Origin of the sequence: Streptosporangium roseum DSM 43021 (genome assembly GCF_000024865.1) — a bacterium.
GTDB classification, from domain to species: domain Bacteria; phylum Actinomycetota; class Actinomycetes; order Streptosporangiales; family Streptosporangiaceae; genus Streptosporangium; species Streptosporangium roseum.
Genome location: NC_013595.1, coordinates 8,544,767 through 8,566,323, shown reverse-complemented (window position 1 = coordinate 8,566,323; position 21,557 = coordinate 8,544,767). Strand labels below are relative to the sequence as shown.

Annotated in this window: 22 protein-coding genes, 1 tRNA gene and 1 pseudogene; 8 read left to right on the top strand and 16 right to left on the bottom strand. The window is 69.6% G+C overall.

Going from position 1 to position 21,557, the window contains the following annotated elements:
- Positions 1–192: 192 nt before the first annotated feature.
- The gene (locus SROS_RS37480; protein ID WP_012894166.1) at positions 193–645 is read left to right on the top strand and encodes an SAM domain-containing protein; all 453 of its coding nucleotides are present in this window, start codon (positions 193–195) and stop codon (positions 643–645) included.
- A 251-nt stretch (positions 646–896) separates the two neighbouring features.
- On the opposite strand, the gene SROS_RS37475 is transcribed toward SROS_RS37480, so the two are convergent.
- Complete coding sequence (locus tag SROS_RS37475) at positions 897–1,481, bottom strand: TetR/AcrR family transcriptional regulator (RefSeq protein WP_012894164.1); 585 nt, start codon at positions 1,479–1,481, stop codon at positions 897–899.
- 186 nt (positions 1,482–1,667) lie between these two features.
- Between SROS_RS37475 and SROS_RS37470 the strand changes: the two genes are divergently transcribed.
- Positions 1,668–2,429 carry a nuclease-related domain-containing protein gene (locus SROS_RS37470; protein ID WP_012894163.1) on the top strand — a complete coding sequence of 254 codons (762 nt, stop codon included), beginning with the start codon at positions 1,668–1,670 and terminating at the stop codon, positions 2,427–2,429.
- A 53-nt stretch (positions 2,430–2,482) separates the two neighbouring features.
- Here the strand turns inward: SROS_RS37470 and SROS_RS54655 are convergent.
- Together SROS_RS54655 and SROS_RS37465 are read right to left on the bottom strand one after the other, a co-directional pair.
- Positions 2,483–2,917, bottom strand: a pseudogene (locus SROS_RS54655) (ATP-binding protein); the annotation flags it as partial.
- The gene (locus SROS_RS37465; RefSeq protein ID WP_012894162.1) at positions 2,914–3,261 is read right to left on the bottom strand and encodes a hypothetical protein; all 348 of its coding nucleotides are present in this window, start codon (positions 3,259–3,261) and stop codon (positions 2,914–2,916) included. The gene SROS_RS37465 and the pseudogene SROS_RS54655, both read right to left, overlap by 4 nt.
- A gap of 103 nt (positions 3,262–3,364) precedes the next feature.
- On the opposite strand from SROS_RS37465, the gene SROS_RS50310 reads away from it, so the two are divergent.
- Positions 3,365–4,018 carry a DUF5753 domain-containing protein gene (locus SROS_RS50310; protein ID WP_012894161.1) on the top strand — a complete coding sequence of 218 codons (654 nt, stop codon included), beginning with the start codon at positions 3,365–3,367 and terminating at the stop codon, positions 4,016–4,018.
- On the top strand, positions 4,009–4,215 hold the full coding sequence (locus SROS_RS37455) for a DUF397 domain-containing protein (protein ID WP_012894160.1): 207 nt from the start codon (positions 4,009–4,011) through the stop codon (positions 4,213–4,215). Before SROS_RS50310 ends, SROS_RS37455 begins: the two co-directional genes overlap by 10 nt.
- Before the next feature lie 79 nt (positions 4,216–4,294).
- Here SROS_RS37455 and SROS_RS54075 read toward each other — a convergent pair whose 3' ends face one another.
- The 5 genes from SROS_RS54075 to SROS_RS37445 all read right to left on the bottom strand — a co-directional run bounded on the left by SROS_RS54075 (position 4,295) and on the right by SROS_RS37445 (position 8,919).
- The gene (locus SROS_RS54075; protein WP_281047977.1) at positions 4,295–4,417 is read right to left on the bottom strand and encodes a hypothetical protein; all 123 of its coding nucleotides are present in this window, start codon (positions 4,415–4,417) and stop codon (positions 4,295–4,297) included.
- 115 nt (positions 4,418–4,532) lie between these two features.
- Positions 4,533–4,940, bottom strand: a complete 408-nt coding sequence (locus SROS_RS50300) for a hypothetical protein (RefSeq protein WP_012894159.1) — start codon at positions 4,938–4,940, stop codon at positions 4,533–4,535.
- Between the two features lie 895 nt (positions 4,941–5,835).
- Positions 5,836–6,255, bottom strand: a complete 420-nt coding sequence (locus SROS_RS50295) for a hypothetical protein (RefSeq protein ID WP_148269322.1) — start codon at positions 6,253–6,255, stop codon at positions 5,836–5,838.
- A gap of 377 nt (positions 6,256–6,632) precedes the next feature.
- Positions 6,633–8,003 carry a vWA domain-containing protein gene (locus SROS_RS37450; RefSeq protein WP_012894158.1) on the bottom strand — a complete coding sequence of 457 codons (1,371 nt, stop codon included), beginning with the start codon at positions 8,001–8,003 and terminating at the stop codon, positions 6,633–6,635.
- A 64-nt stretch (positions 8,004–8,067) separates the two neighbouring features.
- Positions 8,068–8,919, bottom strand: coding sequence for an AAA family ATPase (locus SROS_RS37445; RefSeq protein ID WP_012894157.1), 852 nt, complete (start codon positions 8,917–8,919; stop codon positions 8,068–8,070).
- Between the two features lie 101 nt (positions 8,920–9,020).
- Between SROS_RS37445 and SROS_RS37440 the strand changes: the two genes are divergently transcribed.
- A tRNA-Lys gene (locus SROS_RS37440) sits at positions 9,021–9,097 on the top strand.
- A 60-nt stretch (positions 9,098–9,157) separates the two neighbouring features.
- Here the strand turns inward: SROS_RS37440 and SROS_RS37435 are convergent.
- From SROS_RS37435 to SROS_RS37425, 3 genes are read right to left on the bottom strand one after another with little or no spacing between them, the layout of a single operon-like run.
- Positions 9,158–11,416 carry a hypothetical protein gene (locus SROS_RS37435; protein ID WP_012894156.1) on the bottom strand — a complete coding sequence of 753 codons (2,259 nt, stop codon included), beginning with the start codon at positions 11,414–11,416 and terminating at the stop codon, positions 9,158–9,160.
- Positions 11,413–12,420, bottom strand: coding sequence for a DEAD/DEAH box helicase family protein (locus SROS_RS37430; RefSeq protein WP_012894155.1), 1,008 nt, complete (start codon positions 12,418–12,420; stop codon positions 11,413–11,415). The genes SROS_RS37435 and SROS_RS37430 overlap by 4 nt, the downstream gene beginning before the upstream one ends.
- Before the next feature lie 8 nt (positions 12,421–12,428).
- Positions 12,429–13,862, bottom strand: coding sequence for a hypothetical protein (locus tag SROS_RS37425; RefSeq protein WP_012894154.1), 1,434 nt, complete (start codon positions 13,860–13,862; stop codon positions 12,429–12,431).
- Positions 13,863–14,099: 237 nt separating this feature from the next.
- On the opposite strand from SROS_RS37425, the gene SROS_RS37420 reads away from it, so the two are divergent.
- Both SROS_RS37420 and SROS_RS46525 read left to right on the top strand, forming a co-directional pair.
- On the top strand, positions 14,100–15,500 hold the full coding sequence (locus tag SROS_RS37420; RefSeq protein ID WP_012894153.1) for a DUF4407 domain-containing protein: 1,401 nt from the start codon (positions 14,100–14,102) through the stop codon (positions 15,498–15,500).
- 9 nt (positions 15,501–15,509) lie between these two features.
- A complete protein-coding gene (locus SROS_RS46525) occupies positions 15,510–17,048 on the top strand; it encodes a protein kinase domain-containing protein (RefSeq protein WP_012894152.1) in 1,539 nt (512 codons plus the stop codon).
- A 172-nt stretch (positions 17,049–17,220) separates the two neighbouring features.
- Here the strand turns inward: SROS_RS46525 and SROS_RS37410 are convergent, their stop codons facing one another.
- Positions 17,221–17,829 (bottom strand): TetR/AcrR family transcriptional regulator, encoded by a 609-nt coding sequence (locus SROS_RS37410; protein ID WP_012894151.1) that lies wholly within the window; start codon positions 17,827–17,829, stop codon positions 17,221–17,223.
- A 52-nt stretch (positions 17,830–17,881) separates the two neighbouring features.
- Between SROS_RS37410 and SROS_RS37405 the strand changes: the two genes are divergently transcribed.
- Positions 17,882–18,466 carry a GNAT family N-acetyltransferase gene (locus SROS_RS37405; RefSeq protein WP_012894150.1) on the top strand — a complete coding sequence of 195 codons (585 nt, stop codon included), beginning with the start codon at positions 17,882–17,884 and terminating at the stop codon, positions 18,464–18,466.
- 83 nt (positions 18,467–18,549) lie between these two features.
- On the opposite strand, the gene SROS_RS37400 is transcribed toward SROS_RS37405, so the two are convergent.
- The 4 genes from SROS_RS37400 to SROS_RS37385 form a co-directional block, all read right to left on the bottom strand.
- The gene (locus tag SROS_RS37400) at positions 18,550–19,326 is read right to left on the bottom strand and encodes a MauE/DoxX family redox-associated membrane protein (RefSeq protein WP_012894149.1); all 777 of its coding nucleotides are present in this window, start codon (positions 19,324–19,326) and stop codon (positions 18,550–18,552) included.
- 9 nt (positions 19,327–19,335) lie between these two features.
- Positions 19,336–19,932, bottom strand: coding sequence for a hypothetical protein (locus tag SROS_RS37395; protein WP_012894148.1), 597 nt, complete (start codon positions 19,930–19,932; stop codon positions 19,336–19,338).
- Positions 19,933–19,942: 10 nt separating this feature from the next.
- Positions 19,943–20,392, bottom strand: a complete 450-nt coding sequence (locus SROS_RS37390) for an RlpA-like double-psi beta-barrel domain-containing protein (protein ID WP_012894147.1) — start codon at positions 20,390–20,392, stop codon at positions 19,943–19,945.
- Between the two features lie 103 nt (positions 20,393–20,495).
- Positions 20,496–21,494 carry a TetR/AcrR family transcriptional regulator gene (locus SROS_RS37385; RefSeq protein WP_052317125.1) on the bottom strand — a complete coding sequence of 333 codons (999 nt, stop codon included), beginning with the start codon at positions 21,492–21,494 and terminating at the stop codon, positions 20,496–20,498.
- Positions 21,495–21,557 lie beyond the last annotated feature (63 nt).

Genomic DNA, 21,557 nt, shown 5'->3' with positions numbered 1-21,557 from the left:
CCAGGAACACGTGGACCAGGGATGCCATCGCGTTGTGGACTGACATCGGCGAAAGCCCGTGCCTCCGCCATCCGGCGGCGGCGGGCTCACAGGGGAAAGCCGAGGGAAGCCGACGGAAAACGCGTCGCTCCCGGCTCCGCCGGCAAGCGAGCCCGATCAGGCACCGGCATACCTACCCATCGAGGAGGACTCATGCATGGACGTTGGAGGAGAACATCGGTCGTCGTGGTCGCGAGTGCGATCGCCGCGGGTGCTTTCACCGGACCGGTGTCCGCCGCCACGTCGGCGTCCGTCACGGCCGCGTCAGCGAGCTGCGGCAAGTCCGTGGCCTTCCCAGGCGGGGACACATGGAGCTTTTATCCGGTCCGCAAGCTCACGTTCAAGGGCCGCACGCTGTGGCTGCGTAACGTGAGGCTCACCGACTACTCCTATGCCTACATCAAGAGCGGCTATCGGGCCGGTGACCTCGTCACGGTGCACCGCTCGAAAAACGGCGGAAAGACCTGGAAGAACTGCGGTCCGTTCGCGCGGGACCATTCCAATCAACAGCCCAACTACCGCGTGTGGATGCGCGCCTGCATCGGTGTGAGAGTCAGCGGCGCGCTCAGGAGCAAGTGCACGAGTTGGTATTACGACAAGGGCTGACACGCCCTCCAACAGCTATCCGGAGAGACTCGGCCGTGCTCCCCAACGACGACGTGGCCAGGATCGACGATCCTGGCCACGAGCTGAGACGGCTCCCGAGGTTGGGTGTGGTCCGTTCCCGGAGCCTGGACTGATCAAGCTGCGAGGGTGTACCCGTCCCGGTGGCGGGCCTGTCCGCGATCGGGCGGACGGCCGACCGCCACCGGCGTCGGGGCATGGCGGGATTCCGTCCCGAGCCACTCCGAGCCCCGTCACTTCGGGCGCAGCGAGGTGAGCAGCAGGTCGGCGAAGTGCTCTCCCACCTCGGCGCCGGAGAGCGCGCCCTCCGCGCTGTACCAGGTGCCCAGGTGGTGGACCGAGCCGAAGAAGAAGTCGACGACGATCTCGGCGGGGGTGTCGGCCCTGAAGACGCCCTCACGCTGGCCCTCGGTGACGAGGTCGCGGAAGCGCTCGTGATAGCGGCGGCGTTCGGCGCGGACGCTCTTGCGGGTGTCGGGGGCGAGCAGGTGCATGGAGCGGAAGAAGATCTTGGAGTCGTCCAGGTTCTCCACCGTGGTCAGCACGACGTCGGCGGCGGCGGCGTGGAGGCGTTCGGCCACCGGGCCCGGTCCGTCGGCGAGCAGGGTGAGCCGCTCCATCTGCATGCGCAGCACGCGGCCGTAGATCTCGTGGAGCAGGTCGTCCTTGGAGTCGAAGTAGTGGTACATGGCGCCCTTGGTGACGCCGGCCGCCGCGACGATCTCCTGCACCGAGGTGCTCTCGAAGCCCCGCTCGGCGAACAGGCGGGTGGCCTCGCCGATCAGCCGCTGCCGTACCGGCTCCTTGTCCTGCGTCATCTGTCCCCCAAGGTGTGGTGCGGCAAGCATACCGACTGGTCGGTCAAACCGGCGGCAGGTATCTGGGTTGTGTTATTTCCATCACCTTTGGATGCCTGGAGCCCCTGCTTGGGTATTTCATGATTGAGGGATCTTCAGCGTCGCAGATCCGCCTCACTGCCACCAATCGACTCTGGGGGGTTCGCTGTGCCCGGCGGATCAATCTACGTGACGCCCGACGACCAGGTGCACGGCCTGTCACCCCAGGTCATGTACGAGCAGTTCTGGATCAAGGAAGCCGATCAGCGCCGGAAGGCGCGCGCGGTCAAGGCGGCGGTCGGCCTGATCGTGGGCATCCTGCTCGCCTACCGTTTCGACCTGCCCAGCCCCCCGGTGATCGGGCTCGTGGCCGGCCTGCTGGTCGGCGCCGCCGACATGTTCTGGGTCTGGCACTCCTACGAGGCCACCGCCGTCTGGCGCGGCAGGCGCCGGGGCGAGACCATCACCGGCAAGCTGCTCCGCCGCAAGCTCCGCAAGCACGGCTACCACATCCTCGACGGCCGCGCCGTCCCCGGGCAGGCGTCGATCGACCACCTCGTCATCGGCCCCGGTGGCATCTGGGTGGTCGACAACGAGGCCTGGGACCCCGACACCGAGATCGCCCGGTACGGCGAGCGGCTGTTCCTCGGCGAGAAGTACGGCTCGAAGGTGGCCAAGGCGCTCGTCGACGCCTCCGAGTCGCTGGCCGCCGTGCTCTCCAAGGAGTCGGGCATCCCCGTCACGATCGAACCGCTGCTCGCCGTGCACGGCGGGGAGCTGCGGCGGACGGTCACCGCCGAGGGGCTCACCCTGCTCAAGCCGCGCCTGGTGTCGCGCTGGATCATACGCGGGCCGCGCGCGGAGTTCGACGAGAGCCAGGTGGAGCTGCTCGCCCGCACCGCCGCCCGGGTGCTGCGCCGGATGAGCTGAACCCGGCACCGGATGGGCTGACCGGACCGTTCCGCCACCTCGAACCAGACCGACCGGCCCGCCTCGTCGTCATGCTGGGATCCCCAGGCGGTCGCGAGCAGGTCGACCAGCCACAGCCCCCGCCCGCCGTCGCTGTCGGCCTCCGGCACGCGCACGGCCGGGACGCTCGTGGCCGACCCGTCGTCGGTCACCTCCACATGGACGGATTTCCGGTCGCGGGTCACGTGGACCGTCACCCGGCCGCCCGCCGTACGGCCGGAGTCGGAATGGGCGACGGCGTTGGTGACCACCTCGCTCAGCAGCAGCACGACGTCGTCGAGTGTCGCGGGTGCGAGCCGTACGGCCGGCAGCCCGTGGGCCCAGGCACGGGCCGCCGGCACGGACGCCACCTCGCCGGGGAACTCCCTGCGCCACGAGCCGTGTCGCGTGTCCGCGCTGGGAGTCCCCGGGGCAGCGTCGTGGGGCCTGATCCGCTCTTCCGGTCTCATCCGTTCACCTCGGCCATGACGATGTCGGCCGCGTTGTCGGCCTCCGTCAGCACCCATTCGCTCCGCCGCCACAGGCGCGCCCACCACGGCCGCCAGGTGAACACCCAGCCGCAGTAACGCCGGATGACCGTGATCCGGGCCAGGGTCCCGGCCGCCGAGTGGACCTCCAGGATCAGCTGCCCGGTCACCGGCAGGACCAGCGAGGTGCGAACCCCCAGAGTGCGCAGGTCCCAGCCGAGCCGCACCAGGTGGACGAACCGCTCCTGCTGCTCCGCGGTCGTGGGATCCGGAGGTTTCCGACGGCCGCGGGCGGAACGGGAAAGGCCGTTTTCCTGATCGCGCATCGCTCGTTTGTCTCCTGCCGGAAGGGAGCTCTTCGCGCTTTCTTTTCCTTCCTGACGGAAAGAGAAGGCGTGTGCCTAGATTGCCCTTGTGGCAGGTGGGGCAATGGCCGGACCGGCGGGCCGGGGGATGGCAGCTGATGTCAGGTGCCGGTTTGTCGAAACCGGTCTCCGGTATTCCCGTCGGAACGGAAAGTCTGTTTTTCTCTTTTTATGGGCCGAGGAGATCGAGCCCACCGCCCTGGTCCTGCGCTCCTGGGACCCGCTACTCGTCCCAGGTCTTCTGCAGACCGAGTCCTACGCCCGCCACCTTTTCACCCACGGCCCCCGAGCTACTCCTGATGAGGTTGAAGAGCGTGTTCAGGCTCGCATGCGGCGTGGCCAGATCCTCGACAAGGACGATCCTCCTCTGCTCCTGGTCCTCATCGACGAAGGCGTCCTGCACCGCCGGGTCAATGGCTCGGAGGTGATGCGTGAACAGCTCGGCTACTTATTGGAGGTCGCTCAACGGCCCGCCGTCTCCATTCAGGTCGTCGATTCGGAGTGCATGTCTGGGCTGGCCGGGCCTTTTATGATCGCGGAGCTTCCGAACGGGCAGCCAGACATCATCCACGCGGATTCTCCGGTACAGGGACAGGTTACGACCGACCCCATCTGCGTGACCTCGATATGGAACCGCTATGAAGCGATACGCCGATGGGCTTACCCTGATCACATGTCCCTCAAAATGATCGAGGAAGTGAGACGGGAATGGATTTGAGCGCCGCTGTGTGGCGGAAGTCGTCACGTTCTTCGGACAACGGCGGTCAGTGCGTCGAGGTTGCCGACAACCTGCCGGGCGTGGTCGCGGTCCGTGACAGCAAGGACCCTGACGGCCCCAAGCTGCTCTTCACCCCCGCCGAATGGCGCTCCTTCCTCGGCGGCGTCAAGGCCGGCGACTTCGACCGGCCGACCTGACTGTCGCAATCGAGCGAAGCTCTTTGAGCAGTGCGGGCCGTTCCACGACGGCCGGTCCTCAGCAGAGGCGAGGTGTGTCTCACGTGGCGGTGTCGGGGCTCTGCCTCCGGCGAGCTTCGAGCGCATCCAGAATGAGGGCCAGGCCGTAGCCGAACTCGCTCGTGTGGTCGTAGCCCGGTCGCAGGGCGTGGTCGACGATCATCTCCGTGAGGTACGGATCGAGCGACGCTGCGCAGCGGCCACGCTCATCGCCAGCGCTCCGGCCAAGCAGTGAGGGCGACCAACGAGGTTCCGCTAGCCGCCCACAACCACTGAATCTACCCGCAGGTGCCTACCTTGACGTGATTCGAGTTCTTGTTGGCCACGCGAGTGCCATTCTTGTAAGCGCTAATCCGAGTGTAGAACTCATAGCAGGCACGTGCCTCCAAGTTCCCGGCGAACACATCCGGAGCGCTCCACGACACGGAGCCCCGGTTGGTGCGACAAGCCATGGTGTAGTCCGAGTAGCCGCTCGAGTTCTTTTTCCCCATGATCACCACACATACGTTGGTATAGTCGCCGTTGTTCGTCATGCTGCCTGACCCCTTGATGTACCGCCCATCGACGATGGTGTAGCCAATGTCGATGACGGAACCTGCGGCTTGTGCCGGGGCGGCGACCAGGACGCCGCCGGCTACAATTCCCGCCGCACCAATAACTGCCGCAATCTTCTTGAGGGGTTTCACTTGCTGCTCTCCTATAACTGAAAGGGTGTTGGCGGTCGCGTCTCGGCACCTTGCCGCGCCGGCGCCGTGAGCGTTCGTCGCTGGGACAAGGCTGACCAGATTCAGCTCGGTCCCAGCTCCTTCAGCTCTTATGGCCGGCAGTCCGCTACTGTCCGCAATACATTCGAGTACTTAGTAGTAGTGCCCGAGGTGTGCTTCCAGACGGCCTTCGCACGCCAATCCCGCCAATCCATCATGGTGTCCGCCCTGCAAGGAAGATCCTTGAAAGAGTACGACTTCTGAGAAGGCGTGACGATCCCTGATATCGTGACACGAGTTTGACTGACGTCACTCCAGCCGCCAATCGCAACCTTTGTCTGGAGCACAATTTCGGCTGACTGGATCGCGCGGTTAGGGCAGCTGGTGTAGCTCGCCGACCCCTTGATGTATGCGCCGTCCTTGATTGTGTACCCGATGTCCATCTTGGTGCCGCTACTGCAGTTGATGGCCGCACTGGCCGGCTGGACCTGCCCTACGATCGCAATCCCGAGCGAAATGGCAAGTACGCCTAGGTGAGCAACAGTCTTCCGCACAGATAATCCTTCCCTGATTTGCGAAACCTCGTGTAACGTGGCTGTTGCAATGTGGGTTTCCCGGCACGCTTCAGCCGTCGCGTTGTTCCGATTCTTTTCGGCACCCTTGTGCCGTTCCGATACGCAGTAATGCGGGTGTAAGACTCTCGGCACACCCAGCCGTCCGGATCAGGCAGGCACTGGTCTGGTGCTGGGTCGCTCCAGGCGATATTTCATGGTGGGAACGGTACGGCTGGTGCCCTCAAAGGGGGCCCCGTTGCACCTCATGGAATTACGTTCCTCCGCTAATCGGAGGTATGGACGTGACTCAGGTTTCGGGGAAGCTACTCGCACGGAACGGTGATCGAGTTCGAGCGCAACTCCGTCTTTCCGCCGTCTGAATGGTAGAAGACCACAAAAGTGTCGTATCTGCTCGTGATCCTCGGGTTTTGGCAAATACGATCCTTAGGCGAAAAGGACCGACTCGATGGTGTAGCGATGCCCTTGATTTCAACCTCTGTGGCAAACAGCCGGCCACCGTTTCTGCGTATCCAAATCTCGGCCCGGGATATCGGTCGATCCGGGCAGCTTGTGTAGCTGGCCGAACCTTTGATGTATCCGCCGGAAAGAATGGTGTAGCCAATGTCTGTCTGGGTGCCGTTGGTGCAACTGGCGGCTGCCTGTGCTGGCGTCGACGGTGCTAGGAAGAGCGCCGTTGCCAGGCTGCCGATGGCAGCTGCCGACTTGATCCGCGTCAGTTTCATAAAAGTTCTTTCGGCTCTTTGTCCGTGGTGTCCCGGGTAAAGTTATTTCGGCGTCGCCGAGGCGTCAACGCTATTCGTTTGAGGCCGAAACTCGCTGGTTGCGGGCGTGTGAGGAGCGCATGGCCTGCCCCCCGGTCGCACTCGTTGATCTGAGGTGTCGTTGCGGTCGCGCTGGTCCAGGGGCGCGAGCTCCCGCAGATCGAAACGATCGGCAAGCGCGATCACGCAGGCGTCGACCGCCTGAATCGGAGGCACCGCCCAGGGCGTCGTCGAACTTCATGGCCCCAGCGGAGGCGGCTGCCCTTTTGGCGGCAGCAGGACTTGTCCGAAAGACATCGCGCCGGGTCGGGCGCCGGAGGACACCTCGTGCTTCGGCGTCAGGCCAGCTCCTCGATGAAGGCGGCGAGCTGGACGACGTTGCGGCATTCGTACATCGGGACGACCTGCCCGTACGCCGTGGCCACCGAGTCGCCGGTGTCCCACTGGCTCACCGGCTCCGGATTGAGCCAGTAGGCGTGCCGGGCCTCCCGGCTCAGGCGTCTCAGCGTCTCCAGCGCGGGCGGCTGGTAGTTGGACCTGGCGTCGCCCAGGATCAGCAGGGACGTCTTCGGCCCGATGGCGTCGCCGTACCGTTCGGCGAACCGTTCGAGCGCGTTGCCGTAGTTGGTCCGGCCGAACCGCACCATGTCGGCCTCCTTGGCCAGCCGGGTCATCGCCTCCGCCACGTCGGCGCCGGGGACGAAGAACCGGGTGATCTCGTCCACGGTGTCCACGAAGCCGAACGCGCGGACCTTGGTGAACTGCTCACGCAGCGCGTAGGTCAGCAGCAGCGTGAAGTGGGCGAAGGAGGCGACCGAATCGCTGGTGTCGCAGAGGATGACCAGCTCGGGTTTGTGCGGGCGGCGTGGCTTGTTGAAGGTGGTCAGCGGCACCCCGCCGCTGGACAGCGAGGCCCGTACGGTCCGGCGGAAGTCCAGGCGTCCCCGCTGGCCGAGCCGGTGCTTGACGGTCAGCCGGGCGGCCAGGCGGCGGGCGAGGGGCTGGACCTCGCGGCGCAGCCTGGCCAGGTCGGCCTTCGTCACCCTGAGGAAGTCGAGCTGCTCCAGCGGCGGCCGTACGGCGGAGCGCGCGATCCGCTCGATCCCGGAGTCCTCGGCGATCCGGCGGCGCACGTCGGTGGAGACGGCGTCCTCGAAGCGCCTGGTGTTCTCGCCGATCCGCTGCCGGGCCACCTTCTCCGCCAGGCCGCCGCGCTCCTGGCCGCCCAGCACCTCGGCGAGCAGCCGTGCCATGAGCGTCTCGGGGGACAGCGCCCGCAGCACCGAGTAGGAGAACCAGTTCTGCCGGCCGGGGCCCGCGGGCTGGCGGCCGAAGCGCTCCACCATGGCTCGGGCGAACTCGTTCATCCCGTCGGCGCCCAGCAGCAGCTCGGCCAGCCGGTCCCGCAGCTCGGGGACTGCCGCGGTCGCCAGGTCCGGTCCGGCGGCGTCCGGGCCGTCCTCGGGGCGCGGGGCGTACAGGCCGGTGGTCGACGCGGGGAACCACAGGTCGAAGAGCGTGTCGAAACCCGGCCGGTGCGAGGGCCGCTTGACCAGGGTCGAGGCGTAGGCGGCGCGCAGCGACTCCCGCTCGGCCAGATCGATCACCTGCAGCGCCCGCGCCGCGTCCAGCCCCTCGGCCAGCGAGACCGGCAGCCCAGCCTCACGCAGGGCGTGTACGAAGCCGACATGCCGGTCGAGCAGGCTCACCTCCCGCCCCCCGTCTCCCCGGTCTGTCCGCTCACAGGGCCTCCCGGTCCCCGGGTCCGGCCGCTCACAGCGCCAGTTCCTTGCGTGCACGGGTCTGGTCGGAGGCGTGCTTGAGCACGACCCCGAGGGTGGCGCCGACCGTCGCCCCGTCCAGCTCGGTACGGCCCAGCGCGAGCAGCGTGTTGGCCCAGTCGACGGTCTCGGCGATCGAGGGTGCCTTCTTCAGCTCCAGGGTGCGCATCGTGGCGACCGTACGGGCGAGCTGCTCGGCCAGGCCCGCCTCGATCGCGGGCACCTGCGCCAGCACGATGTCGCGCTCGCGCTCCGGCGTCGGATACTCCAGGTGCAGGTAGAGGCAGCGCCGCTTGAGCGCCTCGGACAGCTCGCGGGTCGCGTTGGAGGTCAGCACCACGTACGGCCTGCGCACGGCCGCGATCGTGCCGAGCTCGGGGATCGTGACCTGGTAGTCGGAGAGGATCTCCAGCAGCAGTCCCTCCACCTCGACGTCGGCCTTGTCGGTCTCGTCGATCAGCAGGACCGCCGGGGTCTCGGACCTGATCGCCCGCAGCAGGGGCCTTTCGAGCAGGAACTCCTCGGTGAAGATGTCGTCGTGGGTGGCGTCCCAGTCCTGGCCCGTCCCGGCCTGGATCCGCAGGAGCTGCTTCTTGTAGTTCCACTCGTACAGCGCCCTGGCCTCGTCGAGCCCCTCGTAGCACTGCAGCCGGATGAGCGAGGCCCCGGTCGCGGCCGCCACGGCCTTGGCGAGCTGGGTCTTGCCCACCCCCGCCGGGCCCTCGGCGAGCAGTGGCTTGCCCAGCGCGCCGGCCAGGAAGACCGAGGTCGCGATGGAGTCGTCGGCGAGGTAGTCCACGGCGCTGAGCCGCTCCCGGACGTCGGCGGGCGAGGCGAACCACATGTGCACTCCCAGTACAGGACCGAATGTTGTTCTACCCTAGCGGCTTGTCATTATCCGTTTCGAAGCCCTCCGGAAAGTGCGCTATCCTTCAAGAGCTTCACGCGCCGCTAGCTCAGTTGGTTAGAGCAGCTGACTCTTAATCAGCGGGTCCGGGGTTCGAGTCCCTGGCGGCGCACCAGCGAGAGAGCCCAGGTCGGCATAGCCGACCTGGGCTCTCTCCGTTGGACGAGCCGCGTGCTCAGGAGCCGGGCGAGGCCGGCGCGGACGGCGGGTGCGGCGGGTGCGGGTGCGGGTGCGGCTCGATCCTGGTCGGCAGCCGTATCGCCAGCAGGAGGGCCAGGAATCCGGCGGCGCCCCCGACGGCGATCAGGGAGAGGGCGGGCCAGAAGGGGTCCTGCCTCCAGTCGCTCTCCAGGTCCCCGGCACGGGGGACGGCGCCGGACGGTGAAGGCAGGGCCGACTCGACCAGCCGGGCAGCCGCCGTCACCGGGGAGTCGAAGTCCTCCGATGCCAGCCTGCCGGGGTCGATGGACCGGGCGACCGTGTCCAGCGCGTCGCGCAGCGCGCGGCCACCGGCCTGGTTGCACAGGATGAGCAGCGAGCGGCCCGGCAGCCCGGCGAGCGCCTCCGATCGGGGATAACCGCTGTCGCGGGCGGTCTCGCGGGGCACGATGGCGGCCTGCACCGCCTTGTCCCGGAGAGCGCGCAGCGGGTCGAGCGCCGGGACGGTCTCCAGATGCAGCCAGGGATGGCGCTGCCGCAGGATCTGCTCAGGCCGCTTCCGGGAGGGCCCCTCCTGGGAGGTATCCGGCACCGAGATCCGGATCTCCTCGTCCTGGTGCGCGAAGGCCGCCGTCAACTTCTCCGGCTTGATCAGACCGGCGTCGTAGACCAGGACGTCCCGGTCCGGGACCGGGATGGTGGCGACCTCGGAGAACCCCTGCGCCGCCAGCGGGTTCACCGGCCGCGTCGGCAGGGGACCCGAGAGGGCGGGATCCGCGGGAGGGATCTCCACGAGGACCACGGCCGGCTCCGCGACGGGTGCGGTCTCGGCGGGGGCGTCGCTCAGCCGGATCTCGAACCGGTAGCCCGTCCGCTGGACGGCCTTGGCCACGAGGTTCCTGGCGAACGCGTCCTCCTGCCCGGACGGGGCCTGGACGACGACCGTGCCCGGTTCCGTCCCGGCCGCGTCCCCCGCGGCGGGGGGATCGCCGCCGGGGGCGAGCAGCATCGCGACGACACCGGTGCCGATCGAGGTGATGGCCAGCGTCGTGAAAGCCGCGACCATGGTGACCTTGCCGCGCAGGCCCCAGCCGGGCCGGGGCCGTCTTTCGCGGTCGGCCTGTTCCAGCCCGCCGAGCGCGGCCTGCATCGAGGGCGGCACGGCCCCCGGGGCCGGGCCCGCGGCGGCCGTCGGCCGGTAGGGCACGGTCGCCGCGGCGGGCGGGACCGCCCCGGCCTCCGGGACACCGCCTCCTCCCGGAACCGGGTCACGATCCTCGGAACCGGGCGCGCCGGGGCCGGGCAAGGCCTTTCGATGCCCCGCCGCGACGCCCGTGTCCGCACCGGGGCCCCCTGTCCGGGGATCCTCCGAGCTCGGGTGCTTCGCCTTCCACCACACGCCTTTGGCGCCGGGGGGCAGCAGCCCGGAGCCGGCGTTTTCGAGCAGCCGTGCGGCGTCCGGTAGGTCCTCGGGGCCGAACGACAGCGGATCGGTCAGCCCGGCGAGCCCCTGCAGCATGTCCGCGAGCCGGACATCGGGCCGGGCCAGCAGGCCCAGGCACACGTTCGCCCGGCCGTCCCGCCAGGTGATCTCCGTTCCGTGGCCCCACCGCACCTCGTAGGCGTTCTCCGGCGCGTGCCGCGCGAAGGACAGCCTGATCTTGTGCCGGGCCGTGCTGCTGGTCCAGGTCGCCGCGGTCAGCCTCGTCCGCATGCCGTACGGCAGGAGCGCGGCGACGGTGTCCAGGAAGCGCAACCGTTCGATCATGGGAACTCTGTCCGCGCCCACCACGCAGACGGGCCGCCCGGTCAGCAGCAGCGCGGCGGCGCACCGCGCGTCCGGCCCGGGGACGAGGGCCGTGGGGTCGAACTCCGGCACGCCTACGACCAGGGGAGGGGAGGGGGTCACCGGCAGGCCCGCGAGGGCGCGGTAGAGCGCCTCGTAGGACACCTGATGGGCGGCCAGCTCCTGGTACGGGACGTAGAACCAGCGGGTGTGGACGATCTTACGGTTGGTGGCGTCCCGGTGCCCGGACCACTCCTGGGCCGCGAGCACGATGTGGCGCGACACCTGCTCGTGCTCCCTGGTCGCCGCGACCGCGATCGTCACCTGGGGCAGATCCGCCGAGAGACCCGTGGCATACCTGCTCCTGATCTCCTCGAAGACCTCGGGCCCGAGGCGGTCGTCGCTCCAGTCGAGCAACTCGTAGTCGTCGTGGGCGCCGGGCCGCTTCCCCTCCAGCGCCCACTCGAATCCGATCTCGTGGTCGGTCACGAGACCACCGTCGGCCGGATCGCGGCGAGCCGCTGCCCCAGCCAGAGCATGGGCTCCACCACGTTGATCGGATGCAACTGCCCCCGGATGCGCGAATCCTCGTCCGCCTCTCCGGGGACCATGTTCTGGAAGTCGTCCCAGTCGAAACGCTTCGTGCGCCGGTCCACGTAGAAGCCGATCGAGGACGTGGCGAAGAAGCGGATCCGATCCGGGTGGAAGAACTGGTCGAGCGCCTTGAGCACCATGTCGGCGTTGCCGCTGGCCGACACCTGGCACAGCTCGTGGAACAGCTCCCGCGCGTCCTCGCTGGTCACCCGGGGCAGCCGGTACGGATCGTCGACGTCCATGGTGAGCAGCCCTCGCTTCTCCGCCGTCTCCAGCACCCGGGGGTCGTCGAACTTGGTGACGCACACGGCGATGTGGTGCGGCAGCTTCCCGTCGGCGAGCTCACCGGCGGCGAGCATCCGCTCGGCGAGCCGGGCAAGCGGGGCGTGCATGTGGTCGAAGGCGTCCCCGAAGGTGAACTCCCTGATCGGATCGAAAAGGAAGACGATGCCTCGGCTCCGCTCAAGGTTGTCCAGCAGCTCCTGCCGACGCGGGTCTCCCGAGCCGTCCGGAGCGCTCGGGCCGCCCGCCGGGCGCCGTCCCGTGCCGAACAACCCTCCGGGAGCGTCGATCATGCCGATGCCTATCCGGGCCGGCGGCCCGGGCTTGGCCCTCCTGCCCCAGAATCCGGGCTTCCGGAGAGCGGGGCCGATCAGCGTCCAGTGATAGCGCTCCAGGGTCATGCTCGCCTCGGGGAACAGCTTGCCCCGCAGCAGGGCGTTGGTCTTCTCGATCAGGTAGTCCGACGACGCGGGGTCGGATCCGATGATCTTCCAGTCATCGCTGCTCTTGGTCAGGGCGATGAACAACGCCGCCAGCAGAGTGGTTTTGCCGCTGCCGGGAGCGCCCCACATGGCGATGTTGTGATCGGGACGTTCCCGGCGCGGATCGGGCTGCATGCGCGTTGTCACTCCGTCTCGTCGAGCAGGGGGAACGGGAAATGGACGGGGGAGGGGGCGACCAGGCCGAGATCGGCGGCCAGGCCGCGCACGTCCACCGCCTCCAGATGGGCCAGGGCCGCCGTGCCGATCCGGTGCCACGCCTGGTGCGCCTGGTCGGCGGGCTGGTCGCAGATCGCGCCCAGCACCGTGTTCTGCCGCTGGCGCAGGGCGGTGATCAGCTTCCGCCAGTCGTGCCGGTGGGGGCAGGGCAGGATCCTGGACTGGTCGGTGCGAGCCGGGTGCGGCGGGCGGCCTCCGACCGTGAGGATGACGGCGGGCGTCGGATCCGCCCGGCCGAGCCGTTCGACCACCACGGCGAGCATGTCCTCAAGTTGCGCCGCGTGGGGATGGTACGGATATCCCCTGGCCACCGCTCCCCGTTCCTCCAGCGCGTCGAGCGCGTTCAGGGCATCTCCCGCGCCGGCCTCCCAGGCCGCGACCCGCACCGGGAACTCCGGCGCCGACGGGTCGTACGAGTGCGCCGCGTAGGCGAGGAGGGAGACCCGGAGCAGGCCGCCGAGCTCGCCGGAGGCAGAGCTGATCATCTGGCGTGCCCGGCTCAGCCGTTCCGCGACCTGGTCGTCCGCTCCGCAGACCTCCACCGCGCAGACGAGGTGCGCCGGGCCGATGCCCCCCGCCGGCCGATCCGGGAGCTCGGCGACGAGCTGATCCCAGCCCCGGGGGTCGGGCGAGAGCGCGGGCAGACCGGTGAACCGTACCCGGCCGGGCCGTACCAGCTCGGCGGTCACCTCGTACCGGCCGGGCGCGACCGGGGCGGACTGCACGGACAGCAGCCGCGGCTTCGGACCCTGCCAGGTGACCACGGCGAACGCGGTGCCGTGCGCGCCCGCGGCTTCGCAGCGGAGGGCGACCCGGGTCCGGGCACCCGGGCGGGAGCCGAGGGGGAAGAGCTGCCTGCTGGTCAGCCGAGGCCGGCTGGTATCCGGGTCGACGAGGACGACGATCAGCTCGTACGACCTGGTCAGCGGGTCGTCGGCGATGACCTCCCGGATCAGTGCGGCGATCGGGGCTTCGGCCCGCAGCACCTGCGCGGCGGGATGTGCCGCGCGCAGCCAGGCGAGGGCCTGCTCGGCCCTCGGATCGGCGAAGGACGCGGCTACGAGGATCACGTCGGCGGTGGACGAGGCGGCGCGGGCCGTGCGTAGCACGGCCTCCCGGGTCTCGGCCGGATGGGCGTCCCATCCGCGTTCGCCCGCGAGACCCGGCCAGGTCGCCGACCAGCTCCGGCCGCGGGGGCGGCCGTTGTCGTCCCGGTGGAGCAGGAACGTGGTGACGCCGTCGGCGGCGATCTCCACCAGGGTGAGGTGATCGGTGTCGGCGAGGTCGGCCAGGGCCTGGGCGATCGCCTTCCTGCTCAGATCCCTGTCGGGCTCCGGCACGAGGAGTCCTCCATAGATATGTCGTATTAGCTGCGCTGCGTCCCCGGTGTCCCGATTAGTTGGCGTATATAACGTTAGGGGGTGTTGCTGGGGTGAGGTGTTGTATCGGGCTTCCTCGATGAAGTTCTATCGGGTATCTGTAAATGCGATATTGGGCGCCTATGATATCCCCTTCGGAGGGGCCGGCGCCGTTCCAATCGGTGCCGAAGCGATGAGACTCCCTTTGCGAGGAGGAGTATGAGACGTTTCCTGAGCGCGCTGTCCGCGGTTTTGGTCGCGCTGTCAGGAGCACGACCCGAGGTTCTCCGGACGTGCCCGACCGAACGCGGCAAATTCGAGGGCATCGGGGGTGCCGTCCTCACCACGAGCGTGCTCGCCTTCGTCTCCATGACGTTCGCCCTCAACAGCACGCTCGGCGTCAACATCGTCCTCGCCGTCGCCGCCGCTCTGCTGTGGGGCCTGGCGATCCTCAGCCTTGACCGGTGGCTCGTCTCAACCATCAGGGCTGACGCGCCGAACCGCTGGGCGCTGGCCGTGCCGCGCGTCCTCGTCGCCGTCATGCTCGGCCTGGTGATCTCCACTCCTCTGGTGCTGCAGGTTTTCAAGGCCGAGATCGACACCCAGATCACCGAGATGAAGCAGCGGCGCGGTGACGCCTTCGCCGTACAGCAGGAGCAGGGCGCGGTGGGAAAGAGCGTCGGCCAGCTCCGCAAGGAGGTGGCCGATCTGCGGCAGGTGATTTCCTCCGGTGGCGACGTTCCCCTTGACATAGAACAGGACTCGAAGATAAAGGCGCTGTCCGCCCAGCGCACCGGTGAGCAGAAGCGAGCGGACAAACACTACAAAGAGTGGCAGTGTCAGCTCTATGGTGGTCCAAACTGCATCAAAAAGGGCAATGGTCCACTCGCTCAGGAGAGCCGGCGTGCGTACGAAAAGGACAAGGGGCGCATCGAGCTGCTCACCCGGCAGATAGAGGAGCGAAAGCAGGAGCTGAACGCGACCGGGGAACAGGCCAAGGGGACACGGCTCGCCGCCGCGGAGGAGGCCCTGCCCAAGGTCCAGCGCCAGCTCGACGCCGCGGTCGAGCAGCAGGCCCGGATCCAGCGGTCCTTCGACGAGGACAACCTGGCCACCGACGGGCTGCTCATCCGGCTCCGGGCGCTCAACGAGCTGACCGGCAAGGACATCACCCTCAGCATGGCCCGGCTGCTGCTGTTCGCACTGTTCCTGCTCATCGAATGCCTGCCGGTCGCGGTGAAGCTCATGCAGCGGCCCGGCCTCTATGAGAAGGCGCTCGCGCTCGCCGAGCGCCAGGAGCTGGACGGCATGCGCGATGCGTTCGGTGTCCGCGCCGGGTCCCGGTCCCGGCCGGCGGATCCCGGCGGGTCGGACAGCGTCTGGCGCATCTGGTCGCCCCGGGAGGACACCTCGCGACGGCCCGGCGCCGCCTTCGGGGAGGAGACGCGGCCGCCCCAGGGACCGAACGGCACCCAGGCCGAGTCGGCCGACCTCGCCTACGAGTACGGGCCCATGGAAGATCAGGCCCTGCGCGGCATGACGGACACCCGCATCACGCGGAGACAGGGACCGGGTGCGGAGCGCTCGGGCGGGATCGAGCTGCTCCCCGACGAGGACTGAGGCCACCGGATGACGGAACGGATCGTCCAAGGCCGGTACGAGCTGAGGTCCCGGCTCGGCAGGGGCGGCATGGGCACGGTGTGGCTCGCCTGGGACCGGACGCTGCGGCGATCCGTCGCGCTCAAAGAGGTCGTGCTGGCGCCGTACGGCGAGGACATGGCCGTACGGCGGAAGAGGGCGCTGAGCGAAGCACGTGCCGCCGCGCGGATCCGGCATCCGGCGGTCGTCGACATCTACGACGCCTTCATGGACGACGGATCGCCGTGGATCGTCATGGAGTACATCGAGGGCACGTCGCTGGACCGCCGGATCGAGCGGCAGGCCCTCTCCCGGCGGCAGGTCCTCTCCGAGCGGGAGATCACCCGGGTGGGACGCGAGGTGCTGGCCGGGCTGGCCGCCGTGCACGACGCGCAGGTGCTGCACCGGGACGTCAAACCGGCCAACATCATCGTCGATCCCGACGACCGGGTCTTCCTGGTTGATTTCGGTATCGCGCGGATCTCCGGGGAGAGCGGCCTCACTTCGACCAACATGCTGCTCGGAACCATCGAGTTCATGGCGCCGGAACGGATCGACGGGCACGCGGTGGGGCCGGCGTCGGACCTGTGGTCGCTGGGAGTGACGCTGTTCTGCGCGCTGGAGGGCTACTCGCCGTTCCTCCGTGACAGCCCGATCGAAACGGTGCGGGCGGTCACCGCCGGGCGTCCTCCGCGCTTCCGGCGGCCGGGTCCGCTCGCCGACGCGATCGCCGGCCTGCTCGTCACCGCCCCCGCCCGGCGGACGGGGGCGGCCGAGCTGGGGCGGCGGCTGGACACGATCCTCGCGGGCCCGGCGTCGTGGCCCCAAGAACGGGATCCGCGGTCCCGTGAGCGGGAGAAGTCGAAGGGGCGCCCCGGCTCGGGAACGGGCCGGGAGGTGCGGCGTGGAAACGATGTGCGCGACGGGGGGCCGGGCCGGGAGGTGCGGCGTGGAAACGGTGCGCGCGACGGGGGGCCGGGCCGGGAGGTGCGGCGTGGAAACGATGTGCGCGACGCGGGGCCGGGCCGGGATCGGGCCGGGGGAGGCCGCGACGGTGGAAACCCGCTGCTCGATCGGCCCCGCCAGGAGGCCGCCGCCCTGCTCGGCTCGATGGAGCCGAAGGCCGCCGGGCGGCTCCTGGACGGCGCGGCGGAGGCGCCGGGCACGGCAGCCGAGGTGCTGGCGCTGCTGCCGCCGCCGCGAGCCGCGCGGGTGATCGACCACATGCCCCCGCATCGGGCGGCCAGGCTGGTGGGCGTGATGCCCCCCAGCCGGAGCGCGAGCATCCTGGCGCACACGGATGACCGTGTCACGGCCGCTGTCCTCGGCGCGCTCGGCATCGTCCCCGCCGCGGTCCGCCTGGTGGAGGCGATGACGGTGCGGCGCGCCTGCCGGGTGCTCGGATACGTGCCGCCCGCCGTCGTCGCGGAACTGCTGTCCGCGACCTCGGACGGCCGTGCCGATCGGCTCCTCGACGGGCTCAGCCGCGCCGTACGCGACGAGATCGCCCGCCTGACCGGCAGAGCGTGACGGCCTCGGCTCCGCCTCGGGCGGTGCGACGGAGGGACCGGGGACACGAGTAGACGGACGGCGGCCGGCGAGCATGCCGCGGTCCCCTGGTGCGCGTGACGGCGCCACGCCCTCATGCCATGCGTCCAGCGCCCGGCGGTCAAGTGGATTGGTCGGCGTCAGCGCCCGGCGGTCAAGTGGATTGGTCGGCGTCAGCGGCGAGCCCGGCGAGGAAGTCGTCGACGAGCTCGGTCTGGTGCTCCGGCGTGAACCTCTCCGGGGCGAAGAGCGCCTGCACCACCAGGCCGTGCGTGAAGGACAGGGCGGTCGTCGCCAGCCGCCGCGCATCGGCCCGGCCGGGCAGCTCGCCCAGGCGCTGCGCGTCCTCGATCGCGACGCGCAGCACCGCGCGGATGCGCTCGTACCGGGTGGCCTGCGCGGCGAAGAGCGCGGGGTCGGAGAGTGCCACGTCCCAGGAGCCGACCCAGATCCGGTTCATCGCCACCCCCTCCGGCGTCAGCGGGAGTATGTCGAGCAGGTGGGTGCGGAGCGCGGGCAGCCCGATCGCGGGCGCCTCCAGGCGCGGGCGCTGCCGCGTGCGTGTCTCCAGGATGTCGAGGGCGTGGGCGATCAGCTCGTGCTTGCCCCCGAAGTAGTGCGTGACGAGCCCGGTGGAGGCCCCCATGGCCGCCGCGACCGCGCGCAGGGTGAGGCCGGCGAACCCGTGCTCGGCGAGGACCCGCCAGACCGCCTCGGAGACGTCGTGGCGGCGGGCGTCGTGGTCGGTGCGGGCGGGGCTCATGGTCTACTAGCCTACATACCGAACGTTTGTTATGAATGTGTCCGGAGGTCCGATGTTCGCCCTTCCCCTCACCGCCAGCGCAGAACTGCGGCCGCTTGAGCCATGGCTGGCCGAGGAGTTCCTCGCCAACCTCGACCGGGCGCGCGAGCACATCTCGCCGTGGGTGTCGTCGACATTCGTCGCCACCGACCTCGCCGAGGCCCGTGCGGTGCTGCAGCGCTACGCCGACAGGCGGTCACAGGACGCGGGCGGCATCTGGGGGATCTGGCTGGAGGGCACGCTGGTCGGCGGCGTGCTGTTCGTGTCGTTCGACAGCGCGCTGGGCGTCTGCGAGGCGGGCTGCTGGCTCGAACCCGGCGCGGAGGGGCGCGGGCTGATCACTCGCGCCATCGAGCGGATCGTCGGCTGGGCGGTGGGGGAGCGCGGCATCCAGCGCGTCGAGTGGCGTACCAACGCCGACAACGTGCGCAGCATCAACGTCGCCAAGCGGCTGGGCATGACCCGCGACGGCACCCTGCGGCAGGCCTACCCGCGCGAGAGCCGGCGCATCGACATCGAGATCTGGTCGGTGCTCGCCGACGAGTGGCGCGCCCGCGAGGCGCGGAGCGACGCGGGCGGGGCCGGCTCGGCGAGCTGACGCCGGTCTTCCTCCGCCGCCGCGCGGGGCGACCGCCCGAGCCCGTCCAGGCCGGGGACGGCGGCGGCATGGCGCCTGGAACGTCAGATGAGCACGGGCTCGTCGGTGAGGGCGACGCGGACGGCCGACGGATCGCCGCCGGGGAGCGGAACGGCGAACACCGCCGTACGCCCCCCGGCCGCGTAGACCACGAACCGCAGGCCGTCCTCGTCCCACACGTCCTGGACGTCCGAGGTGAGCCGCGCGGATGCCGAGCAGTAGGCCGGGCTGCGATAGAGGAGGCGCATCGTGACCTCCAGCGGGATCTCCTGTGATGAGGGTACGGCGAGCGGCTTGCGCAGCCGTACGAGAAGCCGGCGCAGGGGCATCAGCCAGTGGCGGTCCAGCTCCGCCGAGAGCCCCAGCAGGGCGACGGCCTCCGCCAGGCCCAGCGCCACGAGCCACGGATCCAGCGGATACGGCCGTGCCCAGACCGCCGCGAGGCTCATGGCGAGCAGAAGTCCCGCCCGGGCGAATCCGCGCCGGTTCACCGGCCGCGAGTGCGCGCCCAGACAGCCGCACGACGAGGTGGGCGCGGCCAGGTACGCGTAGGTGAGATAGGCGAGGAACCCCGCGGAGAGCACGGCCGCGGCCGCACCCTCCACGGGGAGGGCGGGTGGCAGCAGCAACGCGGCCGCCACCGCGAGCTCCAGCACTCCGACGAGCCGGAGCGCGGGGACCGCGCGCGCCGAGCCGACCAGCCGGCCCAGGGCGGTCTGCCCGGCCTGCGCCCGCATCCGCCGGTCGAGCAGTTTCATCAGGGCGGCCCAGAGCAGGAAGAGGCCGATCACGTACGGCTGCAGCGCGGCGATCCCATGCATCTGTCGCTCCTAGTGGGGGGAGAAGACGGTGGCGATGTCGACTTCGTTGGTGTCCGGCCGCCAGGCGCCCAGGATCTGCACGTGCTGGCCCACGCGCAGCAGGGACAGGTCGGCGGAGGGCGGAGCGTCGGAGTAGACGGCGATCGACTTGCCCGCCACGCGGTGGCAGAGGACCTCCTGTCCCTTGTGGTCGAGATGGATCTTCTCGCCGGTGATGTTGCTGACATGCCCCTTGATGTTGACGATGTTGAGCCAGACCGACTCGGCGGCCAGCACCCCGTCCGGCATGCGGACGCCCCGGGCATAGAGGCCGTCACCGGGCTTGGCCTGGTCGAAGGTGGTGGGGCCCAGCTTCCACAGGCTCGTTCCGTCGACGACCCTGATGCTGTGGAACACCAGGTTCGACCCCAGGACGAGGAGCGTGTTGTCCTTGATGGAACGGATCCGGCCCTCGGCGAAATCGGGGTCGGGCGCGCCGGGCTCGACATCCGGCGCGGCGGCGCCGAAGGCGGCCTCCGGACCGAGTGATCCCAGCGCGGTCGCGGCGACGACGCCGACCCCGCCGCCGAGAACGGCGGACTTGAGCAGTTGCCTTCTGCTGGTCATCGACGGCCTCCTAGGGGGTCGAGATCTCGCATGGCCGGAGGCCGGTCGAAAGGCTGGCGATCCGGCTGTAGGCGGCCGGGGTCAGGTCGATGATGCGGTCGGTGGCGCAGGTCGCGCCGCAACAGCTGCGCTCGCCGCAGAACAGGTCCGTCTGCGGGCCGCAGTCGGCGATGGAGGTGACGACGCTGGTGCCGCTGCACAGCGCCGTGATCCGGTGCTGGAAGCCGCAGGTCCGCCGGCTCAGCGCGAAACCGCAGCTGTCCGGCCGGGTGATCGCCCAGCAGGCATCGGAGGTGTTGGGCCAGGCGTGTTGCAGGTTCCCGGAGTTGCAGGTGCCGCAGGCTCCCTTGCCTGTGCTGCTGCACGGCCCCCAGGCCGTGCCGCAGCAGAACCAGGAGACCTCTCCTCGGACGGCCGCGTGTAAGTCGATGGGCGGGTCGGTGGGCTGGCTGCGCGCCATGCGCATCCTCCTTGGGGGGTGGGCTCCGACGGTCCCCGATCAGGTGGTGCAGCTATACGAAATTTCCTGACATTTCACATGAATAACATGTAATTAAATTTCGTCAATGCCTGATCTGCCGGTGCTCCGGTCCCACCGGAGACCCCGCCGGTGCGTCACCTGCCGCTCTGGCCGTGTCGAGCAGGGTGGCGACGCCGTCGAGCATGCGCTGGAGACCGAACTCGAAGATGTTCTCCGGTTCGGACGCCTGGAACGCCTCGGTGCCGAACTCCGACACCATCGGAAGATGCGCGGTGCGCAGGGTGCGGTGGAGCACGTCCTGCCGGGCGTCCGCCCACTGTTGCCGGGTGTGGCGGGTCGCCCGCGCCGCCTGTGCCTCGTGGGCGAGAGGCATGGCCGCGCTCTGCAGGTATGTGCCGATCATGATGGCGATCTGGACCATGGTGGCGAAGTCCAGCCGATGGCCGTCCAGGGCCCGCATGCGCCAGTCCGTGTACGCCATGAGGCTCGGGGCGATCGGCGGCCGGGTGGTGACCGCGACGAGGTGCGACACCCAGGGATGATCTCGGTAGAGCGCCCACTCCTCGCGCGCGGAGAGCTCCAGCTTGGCCCGCCAGCCGTCCGGGCCCGGTTCGGGCAGCGGCCGTTCCCCGAAGACGGTGTCCACCATGAGGTCGTTGAGCTCCTCGCGGCTTGCGACATACCGGTACAGCGACATCACGCCCACCCCCAGCTCGGTGGCGACGCGCCGCATTGACACCGCGGCGACGCCGTCGCGGTCGGCGAGCTCGATCGCGGTGCGCACGATGAGCGGCTGATCCAGGGGCCCTTCCGAAAGGCCGGTCTCGGTGCTCTCGGGCACCCGCCGGGCGTCGGCTCCGGGATCGGCTCGGGTGCCGGCTCCGGGAACGGCCTGGCCCTCGGCTCGGCCCCCGGCTTGGAGGTCGGTCCGGCCCTCGGCTTGGAGGTCGGTCCGGCCCCAGGCTCGGCCGCCGGCGCGGGTGTCGGTCGCGGAACGGTCCGCGACCCGCATCCGGTAGGCCCGCGCCCGGCAGGCGCGCGAGCAGTACCGCGGCGGCCGCCCCCGCACGGCGAGGCGCAATGTCCGTCCGCACATCTCACACGTCGGCACGCTTGATGACCTCCGTCGATTTTCGTCACGAAA